Source organism: Thalassospira australica (assembly GCF_000763295.1).
Taxonomy (GTDB): Bacteria; Pseudomonadota; Alphaproteobacteria; order Rhodospirillales; family Thalassospiraceae; genus Thalassospira; species Thalassospira australica.
The window spans coordinates 86,830-110,763 of the sequence record NZ_JRJE01000008.1; the positions used below are offsets into that span (position 1 = coordinate 86,830).

Sequence of the window (23,934 nt, forward strand, 5' to 3'; positions counted from 1 at the left end):
AACAAAGAAAAGGCCCCGGACATACTGCTGTTCGGGGCCTCTTTTTATGTGCAGGTTAGCTTTTGAAAGATCAACCGGTCGCGGATCAGAACGTTGCCGTCACAGAAAGATAGTAAGAGCGTGAACCTTCATTGAAGGTGTTTGCACCAGCTTGGGCTCCGCTTGCGCGGCGTAATATTTCCGTATTCAGAATGTTATTGATCCCGGTCGACAGGCTGAAGCTGTTATTTAGCGCATATTTCAGGCCAATATTGAACAGGTGATATGGTTTGCGCGGCTCACTGTTGGTCAATTCCGCACCGGTTGCACCGTTAATGGTCGCCGCATTGGTTTTGCCATAACGTGTGGCTGCAAACACCACATTCAGATCATCCGTTGCCTGCCAGTCAAGCCAGCTATTTACGGTATATTTCGGAATTAGACTTAGGGGCTGACCATCAGACTTGTTCTTGGATTCCGTCATATAGGTAAAGTTGGTGGTCCAGGACAAATTTTCAGATACCGGATAGGTCAAATTACCCTCAAACCCTGCCACGACCGCTTCGGGGACATTTTCCCACTGGAAAATCCCGACGGTTTCGGCGGCATTCGCATACCCCAGCAGCTCCTGCCCGGATGAAATACGGTTCTTGTAGGTATTGTGGAAATAGGTTGCACTTGCCGCCAAACCTTCGCGATCAGCAAAGGAAACACCAAACTCCTTGTTCAGGCTGGTTTCCGGTTCAAGGTCCTCATTTCCAACAACATAGCAACCGCCTGACAATGTGTAACCCGCAGCACAACCATTGCCACGTGAATAGAACAAATATCCCGGCGTGCCCTGATACAGGTTTGGTGCCTTGAAAGCGCGCGCAATACCGAACTTGAAAGATACTTCTTCCGTCATCTGATAGCTGGTATTCAAGCTTGGACTGTAATGAATCCCGAAGCTTTCCTGATAATCGGCGCGAAGCCCCGGCGTCAGCATCCAGTCTTCAGACAGCATGATGTTGTCTTCAATATAAAGACCTTGCATCCAGGCCTCTGCATCCGGATCACGATCATCTGGATCACTCGGAATACCGGGAATACTCGACGCACCGGTTATTTCCTGACCGATTGACACCGGGTTATGCATCCACTCTCCGCGGAACTCTGCCCCCAGCGTCACATTTTGGTCAAAGCCCATATGGAATGGCAGATCCCATTCGCTTTTGGCTGTCAGATTATCAACCGTAATTTTGCTGAATTCCAGATCACTGCCAATGACCCCTTCAGCCCCACCCGACAGGCCTTCGTTCAAACGCCGGTTCTGGGTATTTTCCCATTGGATGTAACTAAGTGAATCACCAAAATCGTAAAAACCTTCATGCGTCAGAGATAACGTGCGCCTCTCCATCGAATTGGTTTCCGTTCCGGCAAGTTCCGTCAACCGGTCTTGTGAGCCACCGTTTGGCGCACGCTGGCTATCGCGCGTATAAATGTTGCCCTGGCGACTGTATCCCGCTTCGACGTCGAATTCATGGTCCATGCTGGGCATCAGGGTCAGTTTGGCACTGATGTCTTTATTGATGACACCTTCTCGGCCCGCAGCCGGAAAATCCGACACCGAATCAGATTCATTGATGGCCTGATCATCAGCATCCCTGTGGCTATATCCGCCGATCAGCTGCAAAGAGACTTTCTCATGAACAGGTCCACCAACCACGAAATTGGTTCGAAATGTTTTACCCTCCTCCGGGTTTTCCGGAATATTGGCAAATGTGGTGATGGAGCCTGAAAATTCGTCCGGCTTTTTAGTAATGATGTTAACGACACCCCCCGATGCCCCGGAACCATATCGCGCAGCAGCTGGCCCCCGGATCACTTCAATACGCTCGATCGCTTCTGGAGGCACCCAGCTGGTATCGCCACGCGTATCACGTTCTCCTGATCGACCAAGCCGGACTGCATTTCGCGACATCACCGGTTTTCCATCAATCAGAATCAAGGTATTCTCGGGCCCCATCCCGCGAATATCAATCTGACGCTGGTTCCCGCGCTCACCACTTGTCGAGGCCCCGGTAAAATTGACACCGGGCATCTTGCGAATGATCTCGGAGATATCATTCACTACCGGTGTTTTCGCCAAATCATCTGCTGTAATCGTCGAAACACCAAGTGACTGCTTAAGCTGGTCCTTCGTCGCAATCACATAGACCGTATCCAGAACAGTCTCATCCTCCGCCGCCAGACCATCTTGTGCCAACACCTCAAACGACCACGCGCTCATCAACGCGATCAGGCTCGTTTGCATTAATTTGATCCGATATCCGCCAGGTTCTTTTTGAATTTTTTTCACAGTTAGACACCCCACTTTGCAAATGCGAGGTATTCTTATTATCGCCACTCCCCAAGTGCAATAATTGTTATTTAGAATTATTCTAAATTATATACAGAGCAAAACCCACGACCAAACCAGTCAGTTCCATTCGTGTTGACAATGCCCTTCACGATTACAGCACCTAGTAACACCCCGAATTATGACAATTCAGACTGGCCTGTATTTCTGACTGATTTTGAGCGGGAATATGGAAAGCGATGGAGCAGTGATTACACTTTGTAAACACTGCTCCACGGTAGGCCCGGAGGGACTTGAACCCCCAACCAGACCGTTATGAGCGGTCGGCTCTAACCAATTGAGCTACGGGCCCCCAAGACAAAAGTCCGGGTAAAGAAAAGACCGCACCAGATGTCTGGTGCGGTCCCGAAAACTAGCGATTTTCAGGCCAAGGTCAAGCCCGAACCGCATGTGATTTCTTAATAATCGAGGAACGAACGCAATTTGCGCGAGCGCGACGGATGCTTGAGCTTGCGCAGCGCTTTTGCTTCGATCTGACGGATACGTTCACGGGTCACAGAGAACTGCTGACCAACCTCTTCGAGGGTATGGTCAGTATTCATGCCAATCCCGAAACGCATACGCAGAACACGTTCTTCACGCGGGGTGAGCGATGCCAGAACACGCGTGGTGGTTTCACGCAGGTTGGCCTGAATCGCAGCATCGAGCGGCTGAACGGCGTTCTTGTCTTCGATGAAATCGCCCAGATGGCTGTCTTCCTCGTCCCCGATCGGGGTTTCAAGAGAGATCGGCTCCTTGGCGATTTTCAGAACCTTGCGGACCTTCTCAAGCGGCATCTGCAGTTTTTCAGCCAGCTCTTCAGGCGTCGGTTCACGACCGATTTCATGCAGCATCTGGCGCGAGGTCCGTACCAGCTTGTTGATGGTCTCTATCATGTGGACCGGAATACGGATGGTACGGGCCTGATCGGCAATAGAGCGCGTAATCGCCTGACGGATCCACCAGGTCGCATAGGTCGAGAATTTGTACCCACGGCGGTATTCGAATTTGTCCACCGCCTTCATCAGGCCGATGTTGCCTTCCTGAATAAGGTCAAGGAACTGAAGACCACGGTTGGTGTATTTCTTGGCAATCGAGATCACAAGACGCAGGTTGGCCTCGATCATTTCCTTTTTCGCACGGCCTGCTTCGCGTTCGCCCTTGTTCACAACGCCGTAAACGCGGCGGAATTCACCAATCGGAAGCCCGACCTCGGCCGAGACCCCGCCAACGCCTTCACGCAGGTTGGCAATTTCATCGGGATAACGTTCAACAAAGGCCTTCCAACCCTTGCCCGAAAGCGCGCCAACACGTTCCATCCAGTTCGGGTCAAGTTCATGGCCCTGATACTGTTTCACGAAGTCCTGACGTTTGATCTTGCAACGATCGGCAAAGCGCAGAAGCTTGCCCTCAAGCCCCAGAAGGCGGTTGTTCAACCCCGTCAGATGATCAAGAAGCTCTTCAATACGGAAGTTGTTCAGATGAACATCTTCCATAAGGCCAACCATCTCGTTCTTGAGCTTGTTATAGCGTTTTTCCGTCGCGGCCGGAACGGCTTCACCCTTGTTGAGCGCAACAAGACGCTGTTCCTGCGCCTTATGCAGCTTCTCATAGGTTTTGGCGATCAACTCGAACTTTTCAAGAACCTGTTCGGTCAGCTCCTCTTCCATTTTGGAAAGCGAAACATTGACCTGTTCGTTCTCGTCATCGTCGTCGTCATCCCCTTCGCGCGCATCTTCTTCGCCTTCGGATTTCTCGGACTCGTCGTCCTCGTCCTCTTCTTCCTCGGCGTCGTCGGTAAGCCCGTGCGGAGTTTCGGTTTCGGCCTCTTCGTCATCGTCGTCATTGGCAGACTCGAAACTTTCGACATCTGCTTCGGCGTCGACCTCGGTATCGGCTTCTTCGTCTTCGCCTTCGGCTGCGGCAATTTCCGCCTCCGGACCACCGCCATAGGTGGTTTCAAGGTCGATAACATCACGCAGCAAAAGTTCGCCAGCCTGAAGCTGATCATGCCAGTTGACGATGGCGCGAATGGTCAGCGGGGATTCGCAAATCCCGCCAATCATCATGTCGCGGCCAGCTTCAATACGCTTGGCAATTGCGATTTCGCCTTCACGCGACAGCAGTTCAACACTGCCCATCTCACGCAGATACATGCGCACCGGATCATCAGTACGACCGACATCATCCTCGGAGATATTGCCACGCGGATCGGCTTCTGCCTCGTCGCTGTCGTCATTGTCATCGGCTTCGTCAGCGTCGATGACATTGATGCCCATCTCATTGAGATTGCTCATCACGTCTTCGATCTGCTCTGACGAAAAATGCTCTGACGGCAGGGCCGCATTCAATTCATCGACTGAGATGTGGCCTTTCTCCTTGCCCTTGGCAATGAGCTTTTTGATGGCCGCTTTATATGTATCGAGAAGAGGTCCGTCTGCGTTTTCAGAAGAGTTCTTTTTCTCTTCAGCGTTCGAAGTCTTAGACGACATCTATTCCCCGTTTCCCGCTGGGTACATTCGTACCGTTGTTGTCCCACGCACTGTGTTTCTCAGCGCAAATCACAAATAGCCCGATCGCCGATCCTGACCGCACATGCAATCAAAGATCAGTCGTCGAGCTTAAACACTTTTTCCCGGCGTTGGGCCAGATCCTCTCGTCTGTGAGAAAACCTTTCCCATTCTTCCTCGCTGGTATCTGCTGCCAACTGTCGGACGGCGTATTTTGCCTCTTCGTCCTCCAGGGAGCTTACAGCCATGGAAAAAACCTGCTTCCAACCCGTCAGGGCCCGTTCGAGCGGCGTTTCGGGCTTGGCGAAAGCAGCGTGCGCAATCACATCCGCACTAACCACCCGCAAAACTGTCTCTGACAGCCCGTCGCGCTCCAAATGGGCCTTGATCGTTTCACAATCAAGTCCAGGATCGTCATCAAGCAGCTTTAAGACGGCACGACGAAGATTGTCAAGCGCGGAGTCTGCACAACTATAGATTCCAAGCTGTTCACCGATGTCATCATGCAGTGCAGGATGATTGATCAGCGTCAGCAAAAGAATGGAGTCCTGCAGGTCACGCTTCTTTTGCATGGGTGGTCGCGACATGCCCGGCACCGCTTTTCCGGCCGGACCCCAGAAATGGTCATTTTTTCCGCGTTTGCCACCCCAACCGGATTTTTTATTTTGATATCCGCCCCGGTTTCCGGTCCGATTTGCCGGTTTACTGCCCCGATCCCCCTTGAACAGTTTCCATATCCGGTCGCGGAACATCGAATTGTACTGTGAGCGCACCGCTTCATCGGCAATCACGGAAATGCGCTGGTTAATCGTTGCTTCAAGTGCCGCCCGGCGTTCCGGTGTATCGATCTTGTGCGCACCAACTTCCATACGCCAGACAAGCTCGGCCAGCGGCACCGCTTGTTCGATGATTTTGCGAAAACTGTTAAAGCCGTCCGGGGCGGCCATCAGGCTATCGGGGTCTTCGCCTTCGGGCAGGATGGAAAACACCAATGATTTGCCCGGGCGCAGGATGGGCAATGCGCGTTCTGCTGCGCGTACTGCGGCACGTTTGCCCGCCGCATCCCCATCAAGGCACAGGACCGGCTCGTTGGTCATTTTCCAAAGTTCGCCAATCTGTTCTTCGGTCACCGCCGTGCCAAGCGGAGCCACTGCCCCGCGAAACCCGGCGCGATGCAAGGCAATCACATCCATGTAGCCTTCGGTGACAATGATCGGCGCATCCTGACGGGATGCTTCGCGAGCTTGGGGCAGGCCATAAAGCAACCGCCCCTTGTGAAACAGCGGGGTATCCGGGCTATTGAGGTATTTCGGTTTGCCATCGCCCATGACACGCCCGCCAAAGGCCACCACACGCCCCCGGCGGTCAAGGATCGGGAACATCACCCGCCCTCGGAACCGGTCATAGCTTTGCCGGCCATTCTCTTCGGGTTCGATCAGAAGCCCGGCCTCGACCATCAGTTTCTCGTCGATTCCTTCGCGCTTTAGTGCTGCTTTCAGCGCGCCGCGATTGTCTGGCGCAAAGCCCAGCCGGAACTCGGCAATGGTTTTGTCATCAAGTCCACGTTGATGAAAATAGGCAAGTCCTTCCTTGCCTTCGGGCATGCGCAAGGTTTTTTCAAAAAACGCGGTTGCGGCTTCCATCACCTCATAAAGGGTTTTGGCCTTCTGTTCGCGTTCCTGTGCTTCGCGCGATGGCTTGGGCACATCCATGCCAACCTGATTGGCCAGCACCTCAACTGCTTCGACAAAGGTCAAGCCACGGGTATTCATCACAAAACTGATGACATCACCATGCGCCCCGCAGCCAAAGCAGTGATAGAAACCCTTTTGCTCGTTGACCGTAAAGGATGGGGACTTTTCAGAATGAAACGGGCACAGCCCGGAATATTCCCGGCCGCGCTTGATCAGCTTCACCGATGTCCCGACGATATCCGCCAGTCCCACCCGTGCCCGCAGGTCGTCCAGAAACGACTGGGGAAAGCTCATGTGTGCCCCGTTCCCGTATCGTCGCAGCTTCATGCTGCAACCCTGTTAAGTGATCCCTGCCCCGATCAGGCCGATTTTGATGATTTTTGATTGACCTCGGGACGACGAAAGCCGGACGATTTTACATCGCCCGGCTTTCAATAAAATGGCTAATTGAGATTAACCCAAAAGTTTTTTGGCGACACCACCGGCTTTACCGAAATCCATTGTGCCACTGTACTTCTCGCGAAGGGCAGCCATGGTCCGGCCCATGTCCTTAAGGCAGGTCGCACCGATATCGGAAACGGCTTCGCGCACGGCCTCTTCGATTTCCGCATCGGACAACTGGGCAGGCAGGAACTTTTCGATCACTTCGATCTCTTTGGCTTCCTGTTCGGCCAGTTCCGGGCGATTGCCCTTGGTGTACATCTCGATACTTTCGCGGCGTTGTTTGACCATCGCCTGAAGCAGGGTGATGATTTCCGCGTCGGAAATGCCGTCGGTGTTGCCATCGCTCCGGGCGGCAATATCGCGTTCTTTCAATGCTGCCAAAATAAGGCGCACGGTGGTTACGGAGCAGGCATCCTTTGCAAGGACGGCCTTTTTCAAAGCGTCATTAAGCTGCGATCGCAGCATGGCTCATCTCTGATTCTGTGGAAGAAAGGAGCGAACATACCGCAAATCGGCATTTTACGCAAAGAAAACATTAACGCCTAAGTTGTTGATTTTAATCAATAAATAAAAGTTTAGATGCGTTCTTGACATGCCTGCGCGACTCCCGTAGACATCCGCCAATTTGCCTGCCGGGATCACGCTTTGCCCCGCTTTCAGCAGACACCACTGGCATATTTCAAATGGTCAGTTCCAAATGCTGAAAACCGCTTTGCGCGTCTGCATGTCCGGTATGCAGGTTAAAAGCAGCCGTTTTTGTCGGCATGCGCCAAGATGTTATATATAAAAAGACTCCGTGTTTCACCGTGGAAAGATCGAAAGGACATTTGCCAATGTCAGCGCCCACGCACACCCCGCCTCCTGGTGCTTCTGCCGTTCTGGTTCTTGCAGATGGTTCAGTATTTTGGGGACGCGGCGTCGGGGCCCGAGGAGAGGTCGTCGGTGAAGTCTGCTTCAACACCTCCATCACGGGCTATCAGGAAATCATGACCGACCCGTCTTATGCCGGTCAGATGATCACCTTTACCTTCCCCCATATCGGTAATGTCGGCACCAACGATGAAGACATCGAAAATGCCGCACCTGTTGCCCTTGGCTGCATCCTGCGCCAGGACATTACCGATCCATCAAACTACCGCGCACAAAAACATTTCAACGACTGGCTGATCGAACATGGCCGGATCGGCATTGCCGGGGTTGATACCCGCCGCCTGACCAAACGCATCCGTACCGAAGGGGCGCCGAACGGTGTTATCTGCCACAGCGAAGATGGCAGCTTTGACATCCCCGCCCTGATCGCCAAAGCCAATGACTGGCCCGGCCTTGAAGGCATGGACCTTGCCAAGGACAATAGCTGCACCACCGGTTATGACTGGGATGAAGCCCTTTGGTCACGCGAAGGCGGCTACGGCAAGCTTGGCAATGCCAAACACCATGTTGTTGCCATCGATTACGGCGTAAAGCGCAACATCCTGCGCAACTTCGCCAGCCTCGATTGCAAGGTGTCGGTCGTACCGGCCACCACCCCGGCTGAAGACATTCTTGCGATGAACCCGGATGGTGTTTTCCTGTCAAATGGTCCGGGTGATCCGGCTGCGACCGGCGAATATGCGGTTCCAACCATCAAAAAGCTGATCGACAGCGGCAAGCCGGTATTCGGGATTTGCCTGGGTCATCAGATGATGGCGCTGGCGCTTGGCGCGAAGACCCAGAAAATGGATGTCGGCCATCGCGGTGCCAACCACCCGGTCAAGGACACCACCACGGGCGTCGTCGAAATCACATCCCAAAACCATGGCTTTGTCGTTGACAAGGACAGCCTGCCTGAAAACGTCGAAGCCACGCATTTCTCGCTGTTTGATGGCTCGCTTGCGGGCCTGCGCCTGAAAGACAAGCCGGTCTTTGCGGTTCAGTATCACCCCGAAGCATCACCGGGCCCCCATGACAGCCACTACCTGTTCAAACGTTTCGTTGGTCTGATCGAGGACGCCAAAGCCTGACCCGATAATCAGGACACGCCCAAGATTACGCGATTAACGGACTTAAACGAGGCGGTGCAGCCACAGCACATGCCCTTGCGAAAAGCGGAAAACGACATGCCGAAACGTACAGATATCAAATCAATTCTCATCATCGGTGCTGGCCCGATTGTTATTGGTCAGGCCTGCGAGTTTGACTATTCCGGTGCTCAGGCCTGTAAGGCGCTGAAAGAAGAAGGCTACCGCGTCATTCTGGTCAATTCGAACCCGGCGACCATCATGACCGACCCCAACTTGGCCGACGCCACCTATATCGAGCCGATCAAACCGGCCATGGTTGCCAAGATCATCGAAAAGGAACGCCCGGACGCGATCCTGCCGACCATGGGCGGTCAGACCGCACTCAACACCGCCCTTGCCCTGCATGATGACGGCACGCTTGAAAAATATGGCGTCGAGATGATCGGTGCGAAAAAGCACGTCATTGAAAAGGCCGAAGACCGTCAGCTTTTCCGCGAAGCCATGGACAAGATCGGTCTGGAAAGTGCGCGTTCGGCGATGGTTCGGACCTTCGAAGACGCGGTCAAGGCACTTGAAGTCACCGGCCTTCCGGCGATCATCCGCCCAAGCTTCACCCTTGGCGGCGAAGGCGGCGGCATTGCCTATAACCGCGAAGAGTTTGAACAGATCGTGCGCAATGGCCTGGCGATCTCGCCGACCCACGAAGTGCTGATCGAAGAATCCATTCTCGGCTGGAAAGAATATGAAATGGAAGTTGTCCGCGACAATGCGGATAACTGCATCATCATCTGCTCGATTGAAAACGTCGATCCGATGGGCATCCACACAGGGGATTCAATCACCGTTGCCCCGGCCCTGACCCTGACCGACAAAGAATACCAGATCATGCGTGACGCATCGCTTGCCGTGCTCCGCGAGATCGGTGTCGATACAGGCGGCTCGAACGTTCAGTTCGCGGTCAACCCGGACGACGGGCGTCTGATCGTGATTGAAATGAACCCGCGTGTGTCACGTTCATCTGCACTGGCGTCCAAGGCAACCGGCTTCCCGATCGCCAAGATCGCCGCCAAACTTGCAGTTGGCTACACCCTTGATGAGCTTGATAACGACATCACGGGCGTCACCCCGGCATCGTTTGAACCGACCATTGATTACGTCGTCACCAAGATCCCGCGCTTCACCTTTGAAAAGTTCCCGGGTGCGCAGGCAACCCTTGGCACCGCGATGAAATCGGTTGGCGAAGCCATGTCGATTGGCGGCTGCTTTGCCGAAAGCCTTCAAAAGGGTCTGCGTTCGATGGAAACCGGCCTGACCGGGCTTAATGAAGTCAAAATCGAAGGCGCACCAGACAAGGCCGCGATCCGCGCCAAGCTGACCCAGCCGATCCCGTTCCGCGTCCTTTACGCCGCCCAGGCCTTCCGTCATGGTCTGACGCTTGAAGAAATCCAGGGGGCGACCAAGTTTGACCCATGGTATCTCAAGCAGATCGAAATGCTGGTCGCCGAAGAAGAAAAAGTCCGCGCCGGTGGCATCCCCAAAGACAAGCATGAACTGCTGCGCCTCAAGAAACTTGGTTTCTCCGATGCACGTCTTGCTGAACTGGCCGGTCGCGAAGAAGACGACGTCCGTGCTGATCGTCAGGCCCTTGGTCTGCGCCCGGTCTACAAACGCATCGATACCTGCGCTGCCGAATTCCCGTCACGCACCTCGTACATGTATTCCATGTATGAAGGCGATGGTTTCTTTGAGCCCGAAAACGAGGCCGAAGTCACCGACCGCAAGAAAGTCATCATCCTTGGCGGTGGCCCGAACCGTATCGGACAGGGCATCGAATTCGATTACTGCTGTGTGCACGCGGCCTATGCGCTGCGCGAAGCCGGGATCGAGGCGATCATGGTCAACTGTAACCCGGAAACGGTTTCAACCGACTATGACACGTCTGATCGTCTGTATTTCGAACCGCTGACCGCCGAAGATGTGATCGAGCTTTGCCAGCTTGAACAAAGCAACGGCGAACTGTTGGGTGTGATTGTTCAATATGGTGGTCAAACCCCGCTGAAACTGTCCGCAGCCCTTGAAAATGCCGGCATTCCGATCCTTGGCACCAGCCCCGACAGCATCGACCTTGCCGAAGACCGCGACCGGTTCCAGGAACTGATCCACAAGCTTGGCCTTAAACAGCCTGCCAACGGCATTGCCCGTTCGGTGGACGAAGCCGTGGCAATTGCCGAGGGCATCGGTTATCCGATTGTCATTCGCCCAAGCTATGTTCTTGGCGGTCGCGCGATGGAAATCGTCCACACCACCGAAGATCTTCTGCGCTACATGCACGAAGCCGTCCAGGTATCAGGCAAAAGCCCGGTTCTGATCGACAGCTTCCTGCTTGATGCGATTGAAATTGATGCCGATGCGGTATCGGACGGTGAAAATGTCTTTGTCGCGGGTATCATGCAGCACATCGAGGAAGCCGGTATCCACTCAGGTGACTCGGCCTGTTCGCTGCCGCCCTACTCGCTTGATGAAGCCATGATCACGCGGCTTAAGGAACAAACCGTTCAGCTTGCCAAGGCGCTCAATGTTGTTGGCCTGATGAATGTTCAGTTCGCGATCAAGGGTGACACGATCTATCTGATCGAAGTCAACCCGCGGGCCTCGCGTACCGTTCCGTTCGTTGCCAAGGCAACCGGAAACCCGATTGCCAAAATCGGCGCGCGGATCATGGCCGGCGAGAAACTTGGCGACTTTGACATTGATCACGGTCCGTTCAAGCATATCGCAGTCAAGGAAGCGGTCCTTCCGTTCAACCGCTTCCCGGGTGTCGACACCCTGCTGGGTCCGGAAATGCGTTCGACCGGCGAAGTCATGGGGCTTGATACCGATTTCGGTCGTGCCTTCGCCAAGGCACAGATGGCCGCAGGCCACACGCTGCCGCTTGAAGGCAAGGTCTTCATTTCCGTCAAAAACTACGACAAGCCCGCCGCAGTTCAACTTGCACGCGACGCCATCGCGCTCGGCTTTGGCGTGGTTGCGACCCATGGCACGGCCGAAGCTCTTGAAAAAGAAGGGCTAGACGTCACCCCGGTCAATAAGGTACAGGAAGGACGTCCCCACATCGTGGACATGATGAAGAACGGCGATATCAAGCTGGTGTTCAACACCACCGAGAGCAAACAGGCCGTGGTCGACAGTTTCTCGATCCGCCGAACCGCTCTTACCGATGATATCCCGTACTACACCACGGTCGCCGGTGCGCGCGCCACTTTGCGCGCAATCGACAACCTGAAACGCGGCGCACTTGCAGTCCGGCCCGTTCAGGAATATCTTGGGGACAAGTACTAAGGTTCTTACCCGAACCTGACGGAAGAATTCAGACCGCCCGGCGGGACGCCGGGCGGTTGATTTTGTAGTATCGACCGCTAATAAGAATAGGCTGTGAGCGCGATGGAAAAAGTACCAATGACCCCCCAGGGGCATCAGCGTCTCGAAGAAGAACTGAAGCATCGCAAGTCCGTCGAACGTCTTGAAATCATCAAGGCCATCGCGGATGCCCGTGAGCATGGCGATCTTTCGGAAAATGCCGAATACCATGCCGCACGCGAACGCCAAAGCTTCTGCGAAGGTCGTATTGCCGAACTCGAAGACGTTCTGAGCCGATCCGAAGTCATCGACGTGCCGTCACTGGCCGGTAGCGTCGTGAAATTCGGTGCCAAGGTTGATCTCGTTGACGAAGACACCGACGAAGAAACCACCTATCAGGTTGTCGGCCCGATCGAGGCGGACATTAACTCTGGCCGTATCTCGACCACATCGCCGATCGGTCGCGCACTGATTGGCAAATCGGTTGGTGATTCTGTCGAAGTCACCGTTCCGGGCGGCACCAAAAGCTACGAGATTTTGAAGGTCGATTTTTCCTAACCGGAAAACGGCTCCAAGTTCAAACGGCCCGGATATTCCGGGCCGTTTTTTTGTTTCAGACAGGCCCAACACATAAAAAAAGAAGCCGGGAAATACCCGGCTTCGCAAAAGTTGGATCGGTGTTTTTCTTAATCAGCCTTGGCCAGTTGTTCCAGAACCGCTTCGACGTTGCGATTAAGATCGGATGCCTCTGTATCAAGGTGATCCGCACTGCCCAGAAGCTCGGTCGCTGTTTCTCCGGTCCGGTCTGCAATTTCCGAAAGCTGATGGATCAGGTCAGAAAGATCACGGGTCGCATCAACCGTGACATTCAAGCTTTGTGCGATCTCGCGGGTTGCGCCCTGCTGTTGATCCATGGTGGCAGAAATCGTCGTCGTAACTTCCACAAGATCACCAATCGTTTCCGAAACCCCGTTCACGGCCGAAACAGAATCTCCGGTTGCCGACTGGATTTCGGAAATCTGCTGGGCGATTTCATCGGTTGCACGTGCCGTCTGATTGGCAAGGTTCTTGACCTCATTGGCAACCACGGCAAAGCCTTTGCCCGCTTCACCGGCACGTGCTGCCTCGATGGTTGCATTCAATGCCAGCAAGTTGGTCTGCGAGGCAATATCGGTAATCAGGTTAACGACTTCCCCGATTTTCTCAGCAGCGTTGGACAACCATTCGATCCGCTCACTCGCGGTCGAGGAACGCGAAACAGCATTGTCGGTGATCTCACGTGCCCGAACAATCTGGCGTGAAATCTCGTCGGCAGAAGCGTTGATTTCTTCAACAGCCGAGGCCGCAGATTGAACATTCTGCGAGGTTTCCTCAGACGCATGAACCGCACCGACCGAGGCTTCCCGGCCTTTGAGTGCGCGATCATTCAAATCCTTGGCACGCTGCTGCAACTGAACAGATTCAGCATCAACCGCCCCCGCAGATTTTCCGATCCGACTGGTAATCTGATCAGCCAGCTCACGTTTGAAGTTGTCACGTTCAATTTTGCGCTGCTTGCGAAGCTCTTCATTCTGCGCCAGCAAATCTTGCGCCGACTTTGCAGTCTGCTCCGCCTCGTTGCGCACAGTCTCGGCATTTGCCAATGTCGTATACAGGCTTTTACATGACCAGATCAGCACCCCTGCCTCGACAATGACAATCACCGCATGCAGGACGACCCGGAAAAATGCGCCACCTTCGGGGAACACCCAGTAAGGAACAACAAAATTCAATGTCAGATGGTGCAGGGCAATGACCCCGGCAACGACAACAATCGTTCTCCAGCAAACCAGCGCACCAATAACGGCAAGGGCAGCAAAAAAGTACATATGGATGTCAATTTGCCATGCATGCCCGCGGAAGGCATAAACAAGAACCCCGACCTGCAGGATCATCGCCGAAGCCACGATAAAACGCGAAACCTGGGCCTGCGGGCCAGCCATGCGATAAACCACATAGGCAAGGGCGGCAAAAACAGCGCTGGCAATCAGTGGCGAGACTGCATCGTTACCGGCAACGTAACCTGCGACCCCGCTCAAAGGAATATGGACCGTCAGGATGACGAACAGAGCCTTAAGCGCGTTGGCGCGAATTTCGAATAACTTTTCCATATGCTTTCACCCAGACTTCAAAAGGCGTTATTAACGTCGTCGGCATCAAAACAGGCTGATGTAATCAGCGGCGACAGCGCAAAAAGTGCGCCCATCGCATCGGCCTCTGGCATGCTGCCATCATCATTCACCACAACAGCCAAATGCCCAAAACCGCCAAACCGCACCACACGCCCGCCAGCGGCACCGACCTGCTGCAGGATGTCGTCCTCGGTCATGGAAAACGGGAACACCATCCCTGCACTGCCCATTTCCGAAACCGGGCGATAGGACAGCACGACCAAAAGCAAGACGCCAAAAACGGCAAAAAACATCGTCGCGATTAATCCCTGCCATCCACCGTCTTCAGTAGCCTGATATGCACGAGGTTGCGGGGCGAACTTGAGCGTTTCCAATTATTAGCCTTTTATATAAGAACCAATCCGAACGTATAGGTTCATATTATTTATAGTTCCGCGATGCCGGATACAAGGATTTTTCATCCTTACGTTTAATTTGGCAATGCATGCTCGCGTTATAAATACATACCTGCGGAATGACGTAATTTCCTATCGAGCATTACGCCAACGCACCTGCAACAGATCAGGTTTCGCAACGATATGTTTGAATACATCTTGGATTTGCGCGGATATATCACAACGTTCCAAACGATGAACGTTCAGATCACATACACAAAAAACCGACACTCAAACCAGTGTCGGTTTTGGGCAGGCACCACGGATCGCAGGTATCAGTCTTCGACGTCAATATCGATTGGAACACCGGGCATGTTTTTCGCAGTGCGAATCGAAAGCGCGGATTTGACGTGATTGACGTTCTCGGCAACGGTCAGCTCGGTGGTCAGGAACTTCTGATATTCATCCCAGCTGTGTGAAACGATCTTAAGAAGAAAGTCCATTTCACCTGCAACCATGTGGCATTCGCGAACTTCGGGCCATTCGGTTGCACGGGCTTCAAACGCACGTAAATCATGTTCGGCCTGACTTGCCAGCCCAACCATGGCAAACACGGTTACATGATAGCCAAGCGCCTGCGCATCGACGTCTGCGTGGTACCCCTGAATGAAACCGGTTTCTTCGAGAGCGCGCACACGGCGCAAACAAGGGGGTGCTGAAATACCTGCACGGCGAGCAAGTTCCACATTGGTCATGCGGCCATCTTCCTGCAGATCGCGCAAAATTCTGCGGTCGATCTTGTCGAGTTTGACCCGTTGCATTTATTCCTCGATTCTGTGCGCGAAAGTTACCCCGATTGAAACAATATTACAGCGAGGTAAGTTGCTGGCAATAATATATTCAGACGATTAATGCAATCTTGCGCTTGGAAGCCGTAACTGCACACAGGATAAATCGGCTTACCACCCTTATTTCAATCTATCATTGTGCCATTGGATCGCACCTGATGTGGCAACAGCAAAACCACCACCCGGGACCGTAAAATCCAATCGGGTAAAAAACCCGTCAAATGCCCGCCAAACTTTGCGTCAGGCGGTTGCGTCTTGTCCGGTCTGCTCATATGTTCGACGTCAGTTTTTACTCATCTCGGACACGAACAAGAACCATGGCCCAAGAACATCAGACCAAAGTCCTCATCATTGGCTCCGGCCCTGCCGGGTATACTGCTGCGATCTATGCTGCGCGTGCCAACCTTGAACCCATGATGGTCATGGGGCTGCAGCCGGGTGGTCAGCTTACCATCACGACCGATGTCGAAAACTATCCTGGCTTCGCCGATGTCATTCAGGGTCCGTGGCTGATGGATCAGATGAAGGGACAGGCTGAGCATGTCGGCACCAAGATGGTTCATGACCTGATTACCGAAGTCGATTTCTCCAAGCGCCCGTTCGTCTGCAAGGGCGACTCCGGCGACACCTATATCGCCGAAACCGTGATCATCTCGACCGGCGCACAGGCCCGCTGGCTTGGCCTTCCGGGCGAAGAAAAATTCAATGGTCGCGGCGTTTCGGCCTGTGCGACCTGTGATGGTTTCTTCTATCGCAACAAACCGGTCACGGTTGTTGGCGGCGGCAATACCGCCGTTGAAGAAGCCCTGTATCTTGCCGGGATCTGCTCCAAAGTCACCCTGATCCACCGCCGCGACGAACTTCGCGCGGAAAAGATGCTTCAGGATCGCCTGCTCAAGCACGAAAAAATCGACGTGGTCTGGGACAGTGTCGTGGATGACATTCTGGGCGGTGACGGCCCAATGGACGGCGTTGAAGCCGTGCGTGTGCGCAATGTCAAAACAGACGAAGTCACCGACATCCCGGCAGACGGCTTCTTTGTGGCCATTGGTCATGACCCGGCAACCGCCGTGTTCAAGGGTCAGGTCAACATGGATGACGAGAACTATATCCTCGTCAAACCGGGCAGCACCGTCACCAATGTTGAAGGCGTATTTGCCGCCGGTGATGTTACCGACAAAATCTATCGTCAGGCTGTTACGGCGGCAGGCATGGGCTGCATGGCCGCCCTTGAAGCCGAAAAGTTCATTGCCGAACACGAAGGCTGATCCTTTGGCGCCGACCGGCCCAAACACACCAAACATCAAAGGGGATGCGTTTTGCATCCCCTTTTTTTAATGATAGCAAACTGCCCGAACACCCGCGCTTGACCGGGATTGGGCGAAAAATCACGGCGCGCGATCTTCCTTTCTGAGAAATGTCTTCTTGCAGAAAATACTATAGGCCTCATATTGATTGAATAATCATGTACTTGGTCAATAGCTGTGACGCACTTAATAGTGTTGAAACCAAATTGACCATAAAAGAAGAGAACACTTATCAGGGGTCTGGCGCATCGACCGTGCGCTGGTGACATCTAGGAGCAGGTCTATGGACTGGGACAAGCTGCGTGTCTTTCACGCTGTTGCCGAAGCCGGGAGCTTCACACACGCAGGGGAAAACCTCAATCTGAGCCAATCAGCCGTAAGCCGGCAGATCAGCGCGCTGGAAGAAAGCGTGAAGGTCCCGCTCTTCCACCGGCATGCGCGTGGCCTGATCCTGACAGAACAGGGTGAACTCCTATATCGCACCGCGCACGATGTCTTTGCCAAGCTTTCCATGGCCGAGGCCCGCATTCGCGAATCAAAGGAACGCCCAAGTGGTCCGCTCAAGGTTACAACTACGGTTGCCTTTGGCTCCACCTGGTTGACCCCGCGCATCAACGAGTTCCTGGAACGCTATCCGGAAATTGAACTGTCTCTGGTGCTGAACGACGAGGAACTCGATCTTGCCATGCGTGAGGCCGATGTTGCCATCCGTATGCAGCCACCTCGTCAGGCCGATCTTGTGCAGCGACAGCTGATGACGCTGCGCTATCATGTGTTTGCATCGCCCGAATACATCAAACAGTACGGCATGCCCAAAACACCCGAAGAACTCAAAGATCACCGTTTGATCATCTATGGCGCGGACGCCCGCCCGCCTGTGTCAAATGTCAACTGGATGATGGCCACCGCCCAGCAGTTCAAGCCGGACATGCGTCCGATTCTGAAGCTGAACAATATTTACGGCATATTCCGTGCGACCGAGTCCGGCTTGGGAATCTCGGCTTTGCCAGATTACCTGCTGCCGTCCAACAGCAACCTTGTGCGTATTCTGCCAGAACTCGAAGGGCCAAGCTTTGACGCCTATTTCGTTTATCCTGAAGAATTGCGTCATTCCAAACGAATCGCTGTTTTCCGCGACTTCCTGATCGAGGAAATCTCAAAAGTCAGGGCAAAGGCCGCCGCAGCCGCCAGCGCCGCAGCAGACAAATAGAAGCTTCACAGGCTTGCTAGGCTCAGGACCTATTAATTTGGTTTGAATGGTTCACCGGGTTTTTGCGACAAAGTAGCCCGTGCAAACCCGGTGAATCCGAAGGACAGACGTTATGTTTGCAAACTCTGGCGTCAGATCCCTTGGCCGGGATACCAGCCCGCCCGGCAGGTCTTTCCTTGGACTTCACAAATATAACGTCTGCCATTCCAATCAAATTAATAGGTCCTGAGCCTAGATACACCAACAGCCCGGTTTTTTTTCCGGGCTGTTGGTGTATCTGGTAGCTGCATAATAAAGGCGCCCGAATCAATCTTCTTGTGCCGCGCCACTCTCCTGAACACGCCATGACGGCGTCGTTACGCCTCGCTTAAACAGGCATCTCACCTGTTCTAATTCAATCATTGCGCCGCAACATCTTCAAATTACTGACATTTTGTTGTCATGCGTATAGCGCATGGTTGATTTGCCAATTTTCAATTTTTAATCCACCAAAGCCCTACTTATATTTGCATCATAAGTTGTGAGCGGCCGCAAAAAGCGAGATCGCATCAACTGTCCCTGAAGATCGTATGATCCGTCCGCCGAAACGAAATTCGGCACGGGAGTCTCCCCTAGACTCCCTACGTCTCCCAGACGTAAAGCCTCCCTGTTGATCTTGCCGGTAGCACCCCCCTGCTACCGGCATTTTTTTTGCTCCCGCACAATAGGTTTGACATCAATATGCAACCTTCATCGGATATTAGATCCCCTTTATGTAAATTTATTATTTATTTTCAATAATTTAGATAGATACATAAGGCTTTTCTATATTTATGCAGAAAATGCATGGCTGAAAAAGCAATTTGGCAGTGGTCATTATCGTCAAAAACGCTATCTTCCTTCTCGAACCGCAGCGGTACACACCGCACCGCGGTAACGAGTTTTCTCCCTGACCGAATTTTTCGGTCTTAGCCGGACGCCTAGTCCGGCTTACCCAGGGCCCTGAGAAGGGTCCTACGTCTCCCAGACGTGAAGCCTCCCTGATAAACTTGCCGGGCATTCGTTGCCCGGCTTTTTTTTGCTTTTTTCATATGCCCGCCTACCAGGCCAAAAGCACGCAAATTGCACGCAGCCGTGATCACGCGTCACCGCATCTCGACTTGGCAACAGGCCGGGAAGATTACACTATGGTGATGACGATACTGTCTGGGCACAGGACCATACCTTCAAAGCCATCAGCATGAATGGAACCACGGCACCATGAAAAGCACGCTTAGTGCCTTCCTGTTTGGCAAAGACGCCGACAATCATTTGCCAGAACGCGTCCAAAGCGCCATCGAAAAGCAGCAATATGAAAGCGAAAAGCTGATCGGCTGGGTTCAGCTTCTTCTGGTGACAATCTTTGCAACGCTTTATGCCATCTCGCCAAGCACATCGATGTCAGATGGTTTCCATCCTGTGCCCTGGGCGCTGGGGTTGTATTATCTGTTCACGCTCAAACGTCTTGCTCTGGCCTATCGCAACGCGCTCAGCAGTTGGTTCCTGACCCTGTCAGTCATTGCCGATATTGGTCTGTTGATGGTCCTGATCTGGAGCTTCCACATCCAGTACATGCAGCCCGCAAGTTTCTATCTCAAGGCGCCGACGGTCCTTTACGTCTTTATCTTCATCTCCCTGCGCAGCCTGCGCTTTGATCCACGTTATATTCTGATCGCCGGGGGCACCGCCGCCGCGGGTTGGATCGTCCTGACCGGCTATGTCATCTGGAACGAGGGCGGCACAGACATGATCACCCGTGATTATGTGACCTATATGACCTCAAACGCCCTTTTGATCGGGGCCGAAATCGATAAAATCATCGCCATTGTGCTGGTTACCGCCGTCCTTGCCATCGGGGTGATGCGCGCCAAGCGCTCCTTTATCCGGGCTGTTACCGATGAAATTGCCGCGCGCGATCTGTCACGCTTTGTTTCGCCTGAAATCGCCGACCGCATCACCCATGCCGATCAACAGATCAAACCGGGCGAAGGGGAAGCCGTCAAAGCCACCGTGATGTTTACCGACATCGAAGGTTTTTCCTCCATTTCCGAAAAACTGGCACCAAAAGAACTCGCAACGATGCTCAACGAGTATTTCACTGAAACCAGTGCCGTGATTTCCCGCTATGGCGGGGTTATCACCCAGTTCGAGGGTGATGCCATGCTGATCACCTTCAATGCGGTTACGCCGGACCCGGATCACGCGCTCAATGCTGTGCGGACAGCCCTTACCATTCAGGAAATCTCGCAAAGGAGGATTTACAGTTTTGGCGACAAGCTCAAAACCCGGTGCGGGCTTAATACAGGTGAAATTGTCATTGGCGCAATTGGCTCTGAAAGCCGCCTGACCTTTACGGTGCATGGCGATAACGTCAATATCGCCTCGCGTCTGGAAACGCTGAACAAGGAATTTGGCACCTACATCCTTGCGACCGAGGACACCGTCGCAGCCTGCGGCAATCATGACGATATCCCCCAATGGACCTCGCGCAAGGACGTCACCGTCCGTGGCCGCGAACAACCAACCCGTATTTTCAGCATCACCCCAACGAAAACCACCCTGCCGAGAACCGGGTCTGCGGCGCAGTAGGAACTCTCACAAAGCGTGGGCCAATCGGCAAACGTAGTGCTGATAGAAAGCATGCGAAAAAATAAAAGCCCGGGGAGCAAGAAGCTCGCCCGGGCTTTGGGGGACAGATGGTCTTGGGGAGACCAGCCAGATGCGCTGCCTTGCCCGTGGGGTTCAAACGCTTGGGGAGGAAGCGTTCTTTCGGGCCTCGATGCGTCGTGAGGGAGTGCACGGCATCGATGTTTTCGCATCCGACAGTTAGGAATATGCCCTTGAAATACGGCTCAAAAATCGGTGTTTGATGACCATTTTCGGGCAGATTGCGGCAATAAAGGCAACATGCATTAAGGCATAGGGCATATAATGCGGCGCTGTACTGCGCCGAAAACCGGGCAAAAAAAAGGGGCGGGATAAACCCGCCCCAGATATTCGGGGTCATTCATGGTCTTGGGGAGACCACGTCAGCCGGGGCATTTCAGGTGGGGGAACAACCTGAAAACACTCGGATCAACATCGTGAGGGGGGACAAAGATTGTTGACCACGTCCTCGACTGACAGGTGTGAATGTGCCTTTGAATCAAGGCGGGAAAACAGGTCACATAGGGCCATTTCGGGGCGAATTGTGTTTCAATAAAGGCAGATCGCATCCAATCCCTTGATTTCATTAACCCCGATCATGATCTAATCAAGGGTGCATCGGCAATCGGGCAGGTCTGATCTAGCACCCTGTCGGAAAACAATCTGAACACAGGCTGACGCACACCATATGACGACGACCCCGCCGATATCTTGGGGGATATCCCGTACGTCCGGGGGTTTTGTTTGTGCCGACCGATGGCTGGGGGATCGGTCTTGCTCGTCAAGGAGATGCCAATGCCCACAAGTGCGCGCGCGACATCAACACCCACAACGTCACACTCACCTCGGGTTGCCGCCCTGATTGGCCCGTATTCCAGCGGCAAAACATCCCTGCTTGAAAGCCTGCTTCTGGCAACAGGTGGCCTTCACCGCAAGGGATCTGTGCGTGATCATAATACGGTTGGGGATGCCAGTGCAGAATCCCGATCGCGGAACATGAGCACCGAACTCACCTGTGCGCGAACAACCTATCTCGGCGAAGAATGGCATTTCATTGATTGTCCGGGATCTGTCGATTTTGCCCAGGATGCCCGCGAAGCAGCAATGGTCTGTGACGTTGCAATCGTCGTTGTCGACCCGGACCCAAGCCGGGTGATGACTGTGGCACCGATCCTTAAGTTTCTTGATCGCAACCGCGTTCCCCACCTGATTTTCATTAACAAGACCGACCATGCCAGTGTGCGTTTACGCATCTGTCTTGATGCGTTGCAGGCCATTTCCGAACGCCCGCTTGTGATGCGGGAAATTCCCATTCGGGCTTCCAAAGACACAGAAGAGCACATCACGGGCTTTGTCGATATCGTGTCCGAACGCGCCTATGCCTATCTCGAAGGACAGCCATCCCAACTCACCGCCTTGCCATCCAGCGCCAAAAACCGTGAGGCCGAGGCACGCGAAGGGTTGCTTGAAACACTGGCCGACTTTGATGACGCCCTGCTTGAACAGATCCTTGAAGATCAGGAACCGGCCGCCGAAACCATCTATGCCAACCTTGAACGGGATCTGGCCCGGGATCTGATTGTGCCGGTCTTTTTCGGATCGGCTGAACATGACCATGGCATTATCCGTTTGCTTAAGGCCCTGCGCCACGAAGCCCCGTCGTCAGACGTTTGTGCTCACCGACTGGGCATTGATCCCACCCCGGATCAAAACATCGTACAGGTTTTCAAAACCGTTCATCTTTCCCATGCCGGGCGGTTTTGCTTTGCCCGCATTTTGTCTGGCAGCCTTTCCAATGGTGATACACTGGGCGCGGACAAGGTATCGGGGCTTTGCACGGTGTTTAGCGAAAAGCATGAAAAGCTTGATCACGGCACAACCGGGTCGATTGTTGGCCTGCCCCGGATGGAACATTTACGCACGGGCAGCCTTGTTAGTCCGGATGGGCTGCACGACAGTCTCTGGCCCGATCCCCTGCCCCCGCTGTATGAAATCGGGCTAGAGGTCACAAAACCCGGCGATGACGTCAAACTGACCGAAGCACTCCGTCATATCTGTGAACAGGACCGTTCTCTTGGCTTTGGTCACCATCCCGGCACCGGTCAACTGCTGCTGTCTGGTCAGGGCGACATTCATCTCCAATCGGCTTTGGCCCATTTGGCGACCCATTATCATCTTGAAATCACAAGCGTGCCGGTTTTGACCGGCTATCAGGAAACCGTCCGCAAACCGGCCACCGCACGGGGACGTTACAAAAAGCAGACCGGCGGGCATGGGCAATTTGGCGATGCCGAAATTGAAATTCGCCCGCTTGGACGTGGTGACGGATTTGAATTCAGCGAACATATTGTCGGCGGGGCCATTCCCCGGCAATATATCCCTGCCGTTGAAAAGGGTGTGCGTGATGGCCTGCGGTCCGGGCCGCTTGGCTTTCCGGTAATGGATATTGCTGTCAAACTGGTGGATGGATCATTCCATACAGTGGACAGTTCTGATCAGGCCTTCCAAATGGCCGGACGTATTGCAATTGGCGAGGCGCTTAAAAACGCAGGTCCGACCCTGTTGGAACCCATCGACATTTGCAAGGTCTCCGTTCCATCGGACTTTACGTCAAAGGCACAACGTTTGGTCAGTGCGCGCCGGGGGCAAATCCTTGGCTTCAATGCCAAGGACGGCTGGCAAGGCTGGGACGAGATCGAGGTGCAAATTCCCACATCGGAAACCGTTGATATCGTGACCGAGCTGCGCTCTTTGTCGCAGGGCACCGGCTTTTTCACCCGCCATTATTCCCACATGCAGGAACTTGCGGGGAAACATGCCGACGCAGTTGTTAACCAACATCGCGCATCCGGGAAATAAGCTGTTTTTCAGCCCCGCAATAACCACATTTTTTGTAATAGAATTGATCTATTACAAATCATTGAATCATTGATTGGCCTATCTTTCCGCCATGAGAGATACTCTGTCCAAAGAGAGAGCAACTGGGGGTCCCCACC

Annotated in this window: 14 protein-coding genes and 1 tRNA gene; 7 read left to right on the forward strand and 8 right to left on the reverse strand. The window is 53.6% G+C overall.

What is annotated here, in order from left to right; all coding sequences use genetic code 11:
- Positions 1-85: 85 nt before the first annotated feature.
- From JF44_RS0107155 to JF44_RS0107175, 5 genes are all read right to left on the reverse strand, one after another.
- Entirely contained in the window at positions 86-2,275 is a 2,190-nt protein-coding gene (locus JF44_RS0107155) for a FepA family TonB-dependent siderophore receptor (protein ID WP_033068367.1), read from the reverse strand.
- Between the two features lie 323 nt (positions 2,276-2,598).
- A tRNA-Ile gene (locus JF44_RS0107160) sits at positions 2,599-2,672 on the reverse strand.
- 106 nt (positions 2,673-2,778) lie between these two features.
- Positions 2,779-4,851, reverse strand: a complete 2,073-nt coding sequence (gene rpoD / locus JF44_RS0107165; RefSeq protein ID WP_033068290.1) for an RNA polymerase sigma factor RpoD — start codon at positions 4,849-4,851, stop codon at positions 2,779-2,781.
- A 116-nt stretch (positions 4,852-4,967) separates the two neighbouring features.
- Positions 4,968-6,857, reverse strand: coding sequence for a DNA primase (gene dnaG / locus JF44_RS0107170; protein ID WP_033068291.1), 1,890 nt, complete (start codon positions 6,855-6,857; stop codon positions 4,968-4,970).
- 159 nt (positions 6,858-7,016) lie between these two features.
- On the reverse strand, positions 7,017-7,472 hold the full coding sequence (locus JF44_RS0107175; protein WP_033068292.1) for a GatB/YqeY domain-containing protein: 456 nt from the start codon (positions 7,470-7,472) through the stop codon (positions 7,017-7,019).
- A gap of 368 nt (positions 7,473-7,840) precedes the next feature.
- Between JF44_RS0107175 and carA the strand changes: the two genes are divergently transcribed.
- The 3 genes from carA to greA all read left to right on the forward strand — a co-directional run bounded on the left by carA (position 7,841) and on the right by greA (position 12,922).
- Positions 7,841-9,007 carry a glutamine-hydrolyzing carbamoyl-phosphate synthase small subunit gene (gene carA, locus JF44_RS0107180; RefSeq protein ID WP_033068293.1) on the forward strand — a complete coding sequence of 389 codons (1,167 nt, stop codon included), beginning with the start codon at positions 7,841-7,843 and terminating at the stop codon, positions 9,005-9,007.
- A gap of 96 nt (positions 9,008-9,103) precedes the next feature.
- Positions 9,104-12,346: a carbamoyl-phosphate synthase large subunit gene (gene carB, locus JF44_RS0107185; RefSeq protein WP_033068368.1), complete on the forward strand. Its 3,243-nt coding sequence runs from the start codon at positions 9,104-9,106 to the stop codon at positions 12,344-12,346.
- Between the two features lie 102 nt (positions 12,347-12,448).
- On the forward strand, positions 12,449-12,922 hold the full coding sequence (greA, locus tag JF44_RS0107190) for a transcription elongation factor GreA (protein WP_033068294.1): 474 nt from the start codon (positions 12,449-12,451) through the stop codon (positions 12,920-12,922).
- A gap of 128 nt (positions 12,923-13,050) precedes the next feature.
- On the opposite strand, the gene JF44_RS0107195 is transcribed toward greA, so the two are convergent.
- From JF44_RS0107195 to JF44_RS0107205, 3 genes are all read right to left on the reverse strand, one after another.
- Positions 13,051-14,514, reverse strand: a complete 1,464-nt coding sequence (locus JF44_RS0107195; protein WP_052065560.1) for a methyl-accepting chemotaxis protein — start codon at positions 14,512-14,514, stop codon at positions 13,051-13,053.
- A 17-nt stretch (positions 14,515-14,531) separates the two neighbouring features.
- Positions 14,532-14,828 (reverse strand): hypothetical protein, encoded by a 297-nt coding sequence (locus JF44_RS0107200; RefSeq protein WP_033068295.1) that lies wholly within the window; start codon positions 14,826-14,828, stop codon positions 14,532-14,534.
- 416 nt (positions 14,829-15,244) lie between these two features.
- Complete coding sequence (locus JF44_RS0107205) at positions 15,245-15,730, reverse strand: Lrp/AsnC family transcriptional regulator (RefSeq protein WP_033068296.1); 486 nt, start codon at positions 15,728-15,730, stop codon at positions 15,245-15,247.
- 344 nt (positions 15,731-16,074) lie between these two features.
- On the opposite strand from JF44_RS0107205, the gene trxB reads away from it, so the two are divergent.
- The 4 genes from trxB to JF44_RS0107225 all read left to right on the forward strand — a co-directional run bounded on the left by trxB (position 16,075) and on the right by JF44_RS0107225 (position 23,797).
- A complete protein-coding gene (trxB, locus tag JF44_RS0107210) occupies positions 16,075-17,025 on the forward strand; it encodes a thioredoxin-disulfide reductase (protein WP_033068297.1) in 951 nt (316 codons plus the stop codon).
- Positions 17,026-17,347: 322 nt separating this feature from the next.
- The gene (locus tag JF44_RS0107215; RefSeq protein WP_033068298.1) at positions 17,348-18,274 is read left to right on the forward strand and encodes a LysR family transcriptional regulator; all 927 of its coding nucleotides are present in this window, start codon (positions 17,348-17,350) and stop codon (positions 18,272-18,274) included.
- A 1,239-nt stretch (positions 18,275-19,513) separates the two neighbouring features.
- Positions 19,514-20,881 carry an adenylate/guanylate cyclase domain-containing protein gene (locus JF44_RS0107220; protein WP_052065561.1) on the forward strand — a complete coding sequence of 456 codons (1,368 nt, stop codon included), beginning with the start codon at positions 19,514-19,516 and terminating at the stop codon, positions 20,879-20,881.
- Positions 20,882-21,733: 852 nt separating this feature from the next.
- Positions 21,734-23,797: an elongation factor G gene (locus JF44_RS0107225; RefSeq protein ID WP_052065577.1), complete on the forward strand. Its 2,064-nt coding sequence runs from the start codon at positions 21,734-21,736 to the stop codon at positions 23,795-23,797.
- The last annotated feature ends 137 nt before the right edge of the window (positions 23,798-23,934 follow it).